General features: G+C 54.6%; 1 pseudogene. It reads right to left on the bottom strand.

The features are described 5' to 3' along the window. Window positions 1–131: pseudogene (locus tag ACRHNM_RS16480) on the bottom strand (uridine kinase); the annotation flags it as partial. Window positions 132–335: the final 204 nt, after the last annotated feature.

The raw sequence follows: 335 nt of genomic DNA, 5'->3' as shown, positions 1-335 counted from the left end.
TCCGACAGGTCCCGGTAGTAGGAATCCTGGGAAATGACACCGACCTCGGAATCGGACAACTGGCCGGTAATCTGATTGACCACGGTCGTTTTGCCGCACCCGGTACCCCCCGCAATTCCGATCGTCAGCATGGTGCTTGGTTTTGCACAAAATTAGGAATTTGCACGGTTTGCGACCCATGACCCCGGCATGATCTGGCGCGGGTACCCCGAAGGCCTGCAACAGCGGGGAAAATTCCCAATGCGGCCTGCTGATTTGCCAATGAAAGCTTATTTTTAGCGGGAACCATTTATTGAACTGCTATGACAAATGCCTTTCGCGCCACCGTCGACGGG

Source organism: Psychroserpens mesophilus, assembly GCF_050617655.1.
Classification (GTDB): domain Bacteria; phylum Bacteroidota; class Bacteroidia; order Flavobacteriales; family Flavobacteriaceae; genus Psychroserpens; species Psychroserpens mesophilus_A.
This window is presented reverse-complemented; position numbering and strand designations above follow the sequence as displayed.